This window comes from Salinicola sp. (assembly GCF_982684285.1).
In genome coordinates this window covers 1-1182 of the sequence record NZ_CEXLVS010000495.1, presented here as the reverse complement: position 1 = coordinate 1182, position 1182 = coordinate 1, and the positions used below count along the sequence as shown (strand labels likewise).

The window sequence follows — 1182 nt, the reverse complement described above, 5'->3', positions numbered from 1 at the left end:
AAGCGACACAGGAAGTGAAGAAGTTGACTTTTCAGAAGAAACTGCAGAACTTGGGAGAAAATTTCATCCCCACAAAAAATTTGCAATTCAGTTATTACGGAAAAATTACAACCTAATATCTCCTCATATTGACTTACAGTTACAAGATATTAATCTCAATTTATTCTCAAACTTTATTGTTCAATATGTAGATAATTCTAATTCGAATGTTGTACACCGAATGGTTCATGGGCTTACAAATCCAAACTCTTTTTCAATATCCGCTGGTAAATTCATTGCTCAGGTAAATAGTCGAAATTTGTCGTCAAGCCTGATTGATATAAGAAAGCTTTTATCTTCGACTGTTATAAAGTCAGAAAAAAATCTAGCTGAATTCGTTTACCGGCTTTTTGACATTGTAGTGAAGAACTCTATTGAGTTGAATGGCCACTATGCTGACACTTGGAAAAATGAAAATACTCCAAAATCCGAACCTGAAATCCAACCAACTATATTTAATCTAATTAGACATATTTTCAAATATATGGGGGTCAATATCTCTAGAGAATCAATTGTTTCATCAGGCGAGATAGATTTTTTAGTTACCTATACAATCAATAATAATGATGCCATTAGCGTGGCTGTCGAATTAAAGCTCGCCCATAACTCGAATATTGATAGTGGAATTAATGCTCAGTTACCAAGGTACATGGAGGGATTACAATGTCGTTACGGCGTTTTTATCGTTCTCTGGTTTAAAAATGAAGTGTTTAAAAAACCAACTAAATATACTTCAGTTCAAGAACTCGAAACACATATCAAAAATATAAAATCAAATCATCGAATAATGGAAATGGTGATTGATTGTACGAAGCCAACATCCCCATCAAAACTTAAAATTTTTCCTAACACAGTGAAAACTTAACCATAGCAAGTTTTACTAAGCGTCACACATAATCTAATTGTTACTAAAAAGTTAATCTAAATTCTACACCCGGATCAGTATTTACCACATCAATTTGGCCGTTCATACTGACGGTCATTTGATGTACTAAGGACAAGCCTATTCCCGTACCCACCGTTTCTCGTGTCAGTTCACTTTCACTACGGTAAAACAGATGAAAGATCTTTTTCATCTGTTTCTTATCGATGCCAGGGCCATAGTCGCGGACGTTAAACTGAACCTTGCCGTCAGAAAGTTGT

General features: G+C 34.8%; 2 protein-coding genes. One reads left to right on the top strand and one right to left on the bottom strand.

Translation table 11 applies throughout. The annotated features are described in order from the left end of the window. The coding region (locus tag AC3AYF_RS21405; RefSeq protein WP_487780484.1) for a hypothetical protein at nucleotides 1-904 on the top strand (904 nt) is incomplete at its 5' end. Between the two features lie 43 nt (nucleotides 905-947). On the opposite strand, the gene AC3AYF_RS21400 is transcribed toward AC3AYF_RS21405, so the two are convergent. Continuing rightward, nucleotides 948-1182: sensor histidine kinase (locus tag AC3AYF_RS21400; RefSeq protein ID WP_487780483.1), on the bottom strand; the 235-nt coding region annotated here is incomplete at its 5' end.